General features: G+C 67.7%; 5 protein-coding genes. 2 read left to right on the top strand and 3 right to left on the bottom strand.

Annotation, left to right across the window (positions count from 1 at the left end):
- The first annotated feature begins 133 nt into the window (after positions 1–133).
- Together U9980_RS11665 and U9980_RS11660 are read left to right on the top strand one after the other, a co-directional pair.
- On the top strand, positions 134–1,525 hold the full coding sequence (locus U9980_RS11665) for an acyl-CoA carboxylase subunit beta (protein ID WP_416210239.1): 1,392 nt from the start codon (positions 134–136) through the stop codon (positions 1,523–1,525).
- Positions 1,526–1,692: 167 nt separating this feature from the next.
- Positions 1,693–3,066 carry an MFS transporter gene (locus U9980_RS11660; RefSeq protein ID WP_322767927.1) on the top strand — a complete coding sequence of 458 codons (1,374 nt, stop codon included), beginning with the start codon at positions 1,693–1,695 and terminating at the stop codon, positions 3,064–3,066.
- Here the strand turns inward: U9980_RS11660 and U9980_RS11655 are convergent.
- From U9980_RS11655 to U9980_RS11645, 3 genes are all read right to left on the bottom strand, one after another.
- A complete protein-coding gene (locus tag U9980_RS11655) occupies positions 3,000–5,246 on the bottom strand; it encodes an AAA family ATPase (RefSeq protein WP_322767926.1) in 2,247 nt (748 codons plus the stop codon). The two genes, U9980_RS11660 and U9980_RS11655, sit on opposite strands and share 67 nt — an antisense overlap.
- 10 nt (positions 5,247–5,256) lie before the next feature.
- Positions 5,257–6,027 (bottom strand): hypothetical protein, encoded by a 771-nt coding sequence (locus U9980_RS11650; RefSeq protein ID WP_322767925.1) that lies wholly within the window; start codon positions 6,025–6,027, stop codon positions 5,257–5,259.
- 155 nt (positions 6,028–6,182) lie between these two features.
- The gene (locus tag U9980_RS11645; RefSeq protein WP_322767924.1) at positions 6,183–8,681 is read right to left on the bottom strand and encodes an EAL and GGDEF domain-containing protein; all 2,499 of its coding nucleotides are present in this window, start codon (positions 8,679–8,681) and stop codon (positions 6,183–6,185) included.
- Positions 8,682–9,054 lie beyond the last annotated feature (373 nt).

Raw genomic sequence — 9,054 nt, 5'->3', positions numbered from 1 at the left:
CACATTCGCCCGTGCGGACCTCAAAGCCAGACGATATGAGGTCCGCACGGAGATCCGACGAGCCTCCGACCACGAACAGGGGAGTCGTCTCCTTCGCGTCGCCGGAGAACCTATGATCTCAAGGAGACAACAGGTGAGTCTCTCCACGCTCGAACGCATTGACCCGCGTGCCCCGTCGACTCGACTGACCCAGTTCTTCGATCCTGATTCATTTGAACCCTTCGCCGCGGCGGACAGCTCCGGGGTGCTGGCTGGAAAGGGCACCGTCGACGATAATCCGGTCGTCGCATTTGCTACGGACGCAACCATTCAGGGCGGGGCGATGGGCCGTGACGGCTGCGCTCGGATCGTCCACGCCATTGAGGCCGCAGTGCGCCTTGACATCCCGGTGGTGGGAATCTGGCATTCCGGCGGTGCTCGGCTCCGGGAGGGCGTTGCCTCCCTCGACGGTGTCGGACGTGTCTTCGCGGCCACCGTCCGGGCATCCGGACGGATTCCGCAGCTGTCCCTGGTGCTGGGTGCCGCCGCAGGTGGCGCGGCATACGGCCCGGCGCTGACCGACATCGTCATCATGGGCCCGGATGCCAAGATCTTTGTTACCGGTCCGGACGTCGTCCGCACGGTGACCGGCGAGGACTGCACCGCCGACAGTCTGGGTGGACCCGATGTGCACGCACGCCGCAGTGGAGTGGTAGCGATCAGTTGCGACTCTGACGAGGCTGCCGTCGACCACACCCGGCGACTGTGCGCGCTGCTTTGCGACCAGGGCGAAATCGGGCCAGTTCAGGATCGTGACCTCGGCAGCCTCCTGCCGGAGTCGGCCCGTCGCGCCTACGACGTACACCCGCTGGTGGCCGGCGTCCTCGACGACGACGTGCTTGAGCTCCATCCCAAGTGGGCACCGAACATCGTCACCGCGCTCGGTCGCCTCGGCGGCCGTACGGTCGGCGTGGTCGCCAACAACCCGCTGCGTCGCGGCGGTTGCCTCGACGCGACGTCCGCCGAAAAGGCGTCACGTTTCGTGCGCATGTGCGACTCGTTCGGAGTGCCGCTGATCGTCCTCGTCGATGTTCCGGGGTACCTGCCGGGTGTCGGCCAGGAATGGGAAGGCGTGGTCCGGCGCGGCGCGAAGCTGCTCTATGCGTTCTCCGAATGCACCGTGCCCCGCGTCACCGTGGTCACCCGAAAGGCCTACGGCGGCGCCTACATCGCGATGAACGCCCGCTGTCTGGGCGCGAGCGCCGTGTACGCATGGCCTACCGCCGAGGTCGCGGTCATGGGCGCCGAGGCCGCCGTGGGAATCCTGCACCGGCGCACATTGGCGGAGGTTCCGGTTCAGCGTCGTCAGACCGTGCTTGCCGAGCTCACCGCTGAGCACGCACGCGCGGTCGGCGGGATCGACCGGGCCGTGGAGCTGGGAGTGGTGGACGCCGTGGTGGAGCCCGCCGCCACCCGCTCGGTCCTCGCCGAAACCCTCGCCGGGGCCCCGGCCGGCCGTGGCGCCCACGGCAACATCCCCCTGTAGAAACATCCCCCAGATTGATCGCGTGCCGTCGTCTGGGCCTGCCAGCCGGGACGACGGCACGGAGACCACCGGCTCACCCGACGAAATAGTTAGCTGAGGTGAAATAACTAAACGGGCACAACGGTTGTCCCAGGTGAAGCCCTCACTCGTGACGACCGGAAGGAACGATGACCGCGCTGCCCGACGCCACGACCGTCAACCCGCCCCGACCAGGACCACGACCAGAGCCACGGCCAGAGCCACGGCCAGGCGGCGCACTGCTCGCGCTGTCCGTGCCGAACTACCGCCGCTACCTGAGCGGACAGGTCGTGTCGCTGGTCGGGACCTGGATGCAGATGGTCGCGCAGGGTTGGCTGGCGCTTTCGCTCGGGGCGTCCGGGACGGTGCTCGGGCTCGTCACGGCTGCGCAGTTCCTGCCGGTCCTGCTGTTCGGCGCCTACGGCGGGCTGCTGGCCGACCGGGCCGACAAGCGGCGCTTGTTGATCTATACCCAGGTCGCGTCCGGGCTGTTGGCCGCCAGCCTCGCTGTTGCCGACATCACCGGTGTCGTCCAGTTGTGGATGGTGGCACTCATCGCGGCCGGCCTCGGCACCGTGAACGCGGTGGACAACCCGACCCGGCAGAGTTTCGTCCACGAGATGGTCGGCCCGGACGTGGTGGCCAACGCCGTATCCCTTCAGTCGGTGGCGGTGAACGCGGCCAGGGCGGTGGGGCCGGGGATCGCCGGCGTGCTCATCGCCGTCGCCGGAACCGGCGTCTGTTTCATGGTCAACGCCGCGTCCTACCTGGCCGCCATCGTCGCTCTGATCCGGATCGACCCGCGTGCGCTTCGCCGGCGCGCCCCGCTTCCCCGAGCCCGCGGCCAGATCCGCGAGGGCCTGGCATACGCGTTACGAACCCCGGCGCTGCGGGTTCCGCTGGTCATGATGGCGGTCATCGGCACCCTCGCCTACGAGTTCGCCGTCGTGCTTCCGCTGTTGGGCCGCGAGGTGTTCCACGGCGGCGCCGGCACCTACGGGCTGCTCACCGCGGCGATGGGCGTCGGCGCGGTGGCGGGCGGCCTGATCGTCGCCAGACGAGGCCGGGCGACGCCACGCGCCCTGGTCAGCGCTGCCGCCGGTTTCGGCATCGTCATCCTGGCGGCCTCGGTCGCGCCGGATGTCCATCTCGCCGCCGTGGCCATGATGCTGGTGGGAGCCGGCAGCGTGGCGTTCCTGTCCATCGGGAACGCCACCTTGCAACTCGCCTCCGCACCCCACATGCGTGGCCGGATCATGGCCTTGTGGGCCGTGGCCTTCCTGGGAAGCACCCCTGTCGGGGGTCCCACCATCGGATGGATCAGCGAAGAGCTCGGTGCCCGGGCGGGCCTGGCGACCGGCGGGCTGGCAGCCCTCCTCGCGGCCGGGTACGGCGCGCGCCAGCTACTCGGTCCCGCCGGTCAGTCCGGTCAGCCCGGTCCCGCCGGTCAGTCCGGTCAGCCCGGTCCCGCCGAGGACGCCGCCCTGCCGAGATCGGGTAGCCGCAGCTGCTCGCCGGGGTGACCCCGGTGCGCCTGGACGGCACTGAGGTGGTAATCCTCCGCCAGGTCGAGGAAGTCGGGCTCATGGTAGCGGCGGCCGTCCAGGGTGGGGCCGAGTGTGCCCTCCATGATTGCTTCGACGTCCTCGCCGGTGATGGTCTTGTTCGTCTCCAGTGCGTGGGTCACCGCGAGAACCTCCCGGCGGTTGTCCGACAGGATGACCTCGGTCCGCTGATAAAGCTCCTGGAGCTTGGCCTCGACCTCGTCGACGAACCCGCCACCGAGGTACCCCGGGCCGCCGCCGGGGTACGCCGGACTGGCGTCAAGAGCAGCGGCCAGCGCCGGCCGGGACGTCAGGGTGCTGCCCATCGCGTGTCGGCCGATGCTGCGGGCAACCAGCTCGGTGGCGGCGTGCAGGTCTGCGCCCACGCCCTGGGTGTGGTCACCGTCGAAGAACATCCGCTCGCCCACGATGGAGGCCAGAAAGGTCATCACATCGATCTCGACCTCGGACCGCCAGTCGACGAACCTGTCCTCCAACGGCACCGGGGCCACGAACCCGCCGGTGTCCCCACGGCGCTCGATGCTCGCCATGTCGATGACCATGTGCTTCTGCAGTCGGTACATGACCACCGCATGGCACGCCTCGTGCAGGGCGATGCTGTGGCGCTCCCGCTCCACGTACTCGTGGTCGTCGGGCAGGCCGTGTTCCTTGATTGACTTGGCGCGCAGCAGATCCGGCCAGGTGACCACCTCACGACCAGCCTTGATCGCCTGGATGAGCGCCTCGTTGACCATGTCCTTGATGCTCGCCCCGGTGGCGTACGGGCTCATCACTGCGAGCCGTTCGACCTGATCGGCGCTCACCTCGTGGCGGACCCTGTCCAGGTAGCCGTTGAAGGTCCGTACCCGGCCCTGCCTGCTCGGGTAGCCCACCTTGTAGATGCGGTCGATCCGACCGGGACGCAGCAGCGCCTCGTCCAGCGACTGCGGCATGTTCGTCGCCATCATGACCATGATCCGGTACTTCGGCGGCGGCTTCGGGCGCATGCCCAGGGCACGCCGCACGACCCGGTTGAGGAAGCCACGCGGCTTCTTCAGACCCGATATCTCGGCGAGCAGTGCCTGCAGCGTTCCGTCGATGCTGGACGGGCCACCACCACCGCCGGGAACCACGAAGCGGGCCTGCGCCAGTGCGCGGCGTGCCGAAGTGCTCGCATACGTCATCCCGTTACAGGGGTCACCAGGGTCGATCAGACCGATCCGGTTGCCGGCGGGCTGACCACGGTTACCCAGGGTGTCGGCCTCGTCAAAGAAAACGATCACGCCGCCGTACCGCAGGGAGAGCGTGCGCAGCTTGCGGAACAGAGCCTTGACCTTCATCACGCCGACGCCGAAGAACATGGCCCGAAACGCGCCCGGGTCGACGAAGACGTAGGGCTTCCCGGTCTCACCGGCGACCGCCTCCGCGATCAGGGTCTTGCCGGTACCGGGTGGACCCCACAGCAGGATGCCGCCGGGTACGTAGCCGCCCCGACTTTCGATCTCGTGCGGCTTCTCCAGGTAGAAGACCGCCTCCTTGACCCTGGACAGGACGTGATCCTGGCCCCAGACGTCGGTGAACCGGGTCTTGATGTCCTCGGGGAAGTACACCTCCACGCCGCCGCGGGACAGGAACCAGAACAGCAGCGCGAACTGCCCGATCGTGATAGACATGATCAATAGGATCTGCACCGCGAACGGGGCTGCGTGCCAGCTGTCGCCGGGAAGCCCGATGATCGCGTGAAAGACGGAGTCGTGCCTGATCCGGGCGTAGACGAACGCGAAGATCACGACGGCCGCCGTCCACGTCAGCGCGCGGCTGATGCGGTAGCGGTTCCAGTCGTCGAGCTGGAGCAGGCCGCGCTCGAGCCGGCCGAAGACCCTGTCGGTCCAGAAGACGTGGTACTGCGCCGACCGCTCGCCGATCAACATATGGACCTGGCGAACCATCTCGATCCCGATCAGCGCCAACAGCCACCAGCTCGCCGCCGCCTGCTCACGCACGGCGTCGGTCCAGCTCATGATCGGGTTATCCGCCATGGCAGCGGCTACCACGAACACGAACAGTGCACCGAGCAGGACCAGAAACTTCACCCTGTCCCAGCGCGCCAGCGGTTTGCGCACCGGCGGGGATGGCTGCGCCGACTGGGCCTGATTCATGATCCTTACCTCAGGTGATCGGCTTGATCGTGAACGATGTCTGAACCTTCTGGATCTCGGCGCGATGCCGGTCGTAGCACCAGGACGAACAGGCGAACACAAGCTGGTACAGCCTGGTCTGATCACGGTCCAGCAGGCTTGTCTGGTCGACGGTCACCAGACCCGTGCCCAGGTGGAGCTGGTACACCAGATGGACGCCGTGGACGCCCCCGCCCTGGTGGACGGGATCGTCCACCAGCAGGAGGAACTCCGGGGCAAGCCGGGCCCGCTGCGGATCCTGGCGAACCGCCACCTCCTGCGCCTGGATCTCCTGGTCGATGGAGACAAGCTGGTTGCGCAGGTCATTGGTGGACAACGTGGCCGCCTCCTCCGGCAGAAGCTGGCGGACCTGCACGAATCCCTTGGGTTGCGCCGCGTCCGGAAGCAGGAGGTTCTTGTCGTCGAATCTCGACGCGGCATCAATCCCCACGACCCACTCACGACTGGCCAGCGTCCGAGCGGCCTCCGGACTGATGTTGCGGGCGTCGATACCGACGAAGGCCGGTCCGGGCATCGGCTGATGCTGCCACGAACTCGGGATCTTGAGAAAGGTTCCGGCATCCTTGTTGGTCACATACTGGTAACGAGCCGAACCGCAGCCGAGGAGAAGAACGAGAGCCGCCAGAAGCGCCGACACCGCCAACGCGACGAATCCCCGCAGCGTACCGGCGGCCGACGAGTGCACGATCATGGGGCTTTTCGCGCGCTCGGAGGCCCCAGACAGCCTGGTTCTCCCGGTCACGGCCAACCTCCAGAATCTGGTGAGGCTCTGCTCATGGTGCAGCACAGCCCCCTGGATGGCACCTTCTCCGAGAAAACCAAGCGCATGAACCAGACTCGACGGCCTCGACCGACCGAGATCCAGTAGATCACCCGAAGACTTTCACCGGGCAGGCCCTAGGCCGCAAGATCCGCAGGTGGGACGGGATACCCGAGAAAGAAGCCCTGCCCCTCGTCACAGCCGAGGTCACGAAGTAGGCTGCAGACCTCGTCCGACTCGATGCCCTCGGCAACCACCCTGAGATCGAGATTGTGCGCGAGATCAATGATGGACCGCACGATCGAGAAATCCCTGGGGCGACGCGCCACGTTCAGCACGAACGATTTGTCGATCTTGAGATCGTGCACCGGAAGATCGCGCAGGTAGGCGAGCGACGAGTACCCGGTCCCGAAATCATCCACGGAGATCCGGATTCCCGCGCGGCGCAACTGGGTGATGACGTTCATCGCGTTGCGGGTGTTCACCATCACGGCACTCTCGGTGAGCTCAAGTTCGAGCGCCTGTGGCGGCATGCCGGTCCGGTCCAGCTCCGCCTGTACCGTCGAGATCAATTCTGCGTCGTGCAACATCCGGGCCGAGACGTTCACCGCCACGGGCAGCAACCGACCCGCGTCCCACCATGATCGCGCCTGGTCCAGGGCGAGCATGAGGACCCGGCGGGTCAACGGCCTGACCAGGTTGCTCTGTTCGGCGAACGGAACGAAACGCCCCGGCTCGACCAGGCCGTGCGACGGGTGCTGCCAGCGGACCAGCGCCTCGACCGCGGTGGTCCGCCCGGTACGCAGGTCGACCTTGGGCTGGTAGTGCAGGACCAGCTCCCCGCCCGCGATCGCCGAGCGAAGGCCGCCGAGCAGTTCAAGGCGCTCGCGGCGGTTCTGGTCGGCATCGGGGGCGTACACCGCGACCCCGACGCAGAGCTGCTTGGCCCGGTACATGGCCACGTCGGCACACCGCACCAGGGTTCCCGGATCGCTCCCGTCACCAGGCCCGATCGCGATCCCGATACTTCCCTCGACGCTCAGCGGAAGCGTGCCGACATCGATACGTTCGGCCAGGGCGGCCCGCACACCGCTCGCGACGGCAAGGGCGTCAGCGACTCCCCGCGGCGCCGACGGCAACAGGATCGCGAACTCGTCCCCACCGAGGCGGGCGACTGTCGCGGCCGAACCGGTGGCGCGTCGTAACCGTACCGCCACCTCGCGGAGCACATCGTCACCGGCTCCGTGACCCAACGTGTCGTTGATCTCCTTGAACCGGTCGAGGTCCATCAACAGCAGGGCCAGCGCACCGCCGTCGGCCTCGACCGTGCGCAGCGCTCGCGAGATCCGGTCGTGCAGCAGGACCCGGTTCGCCAGCCCGGTCAGCGGGTCGTGCCGGGCCTGGTGGCGGACCTCGCGCTCGGCGGTATCCCGTTCGAGCGCGGCTGCCAGCACGTTGGCGACGGACTGGACGAACGCCGCCTCATCCGGGGCAAACTCCCGCCGGTACGGCGCGTAAGCGACCAATACGGCGTGGCTGCGGCCAGCCGCGCCGATACGGGCCGCAACACCGTGGAAAGCAGCCCCACGGTCGATGATCGTGGGGCCATCCGAGGCCAACGCGACCGGAATGATCGCCGCGATCGGGTGTGCCGGATCGGCCGGGTTGTCCCGGCCGGTCGCCGCCAGCACCTCGCAGCCGGGCAGACCCAGGGTGACGCGGACCACCTGGGCGGCCTCGGCGAGCAGGTCCGGGACGGTCAGCCCACCTAGAGCACGCTGACCGAGCTGGGCAACGGCCGACTGCAGCCGTTCCGCCCGCTGCAGATCGGTGACATCCTGCAGCACAACGGCAACCAGCTCCCGGCGCCCGTCCACCTGCGGGATCACCGAGATCCGTAACGCCCGCGCCGGACCGGGCCCGGCTCGACCGCGCACATCGGGGTCGGGGTCGGTGCGGCCGAGGAGATTGACGTCGCCGTGCTGGGGCCGGCCGGTCCGCGCCGCCGTGGCGGCCAGTCCCCACTCGCCGTCCAGCGCCACGCCCTCGCCACCGGGCCGCAGCATGATCCCCAGCCGGTCCAAGGGTTCGCCGACCCGTAACCGCTCACCGAGCAGGCGATCGACAACCTGCGACGTCCGGCGCAGACCGAGCGCGCGGTCATAGACCAGGACACCGACGGGAAGCTCGGCGCCCGGCACGCCCCCGGAAACGAGCTCCAACAGGGCTGTGTGTTCACTGACCGCCTCAGCGTCATGCTGGTCACGGCTCACATCGATAATCGTCCCCGAGTTGCCCGAGACCGCACCGTCCGGCGCCCGCAGCACGTTGGCACGGATCTCGACGCGCAGGTAGGCACCGTCGCGGGTCCGGTAGCGGGTCACATGCCGGCAATGATCAGAACCACCGGCCACCACCGCCATGAACAGCGCGATCGTGTGGTCGTACTCATCCGGGTGGACGTAGTCGAGGAAGTGACTCCCCAGCGACGCGACGACGTCGAAGCCCGTCACCGTCGTCCAGGCGCGGTTGAGGTACGTCCAGCGTCCCTCGGCGTCGGTCTGGAAGACGACCTCCGTGAGGGTGTCCAGGATGCCCCGACCGGGACCTTCCGGATTGTGACCTTGAAGGGACATAGCGCAGCATTATCACGACTCTCCGCCCGGCTGTAAATGCTTTGAGTAACAGTTGAACTACCATGCAGCCCCATGGGATGGCTACGCATCGCAGTCACCGCGCTCCTGACGGCTAGCTCACTGCTGGCCTGGATGCCCGGCCAGGCCAGCGCAGAGCCTGCAGGACATCAATTTCCCCCACCGTGCACAACCGGGTCGCCGACATGTGTGCGGGAAACGTTGACGACGATGCGTGACCAACTTCGACCACTGGAGGACCACTGGGACCATCGGGTGATCTTTTCCTTCGCCTATCTGCGCACGACCGAGGCATTCGGCGATGCGGCCGCGGTCGCGGGTTCCTTCGCCGATCCCGGGTGGGTCAACGCAGAGG

The organism is Protofrankia sp. Cr1, from assembly GCF_963555865.1.
Lineage (GTDB): Bacteria > Actinomycetota > Actinomycetes > Frankiales > Frankiaceae > Protofrankia.
This window is presented reverse-complemented; position numbering and strand designations above follow the sequence as displayed.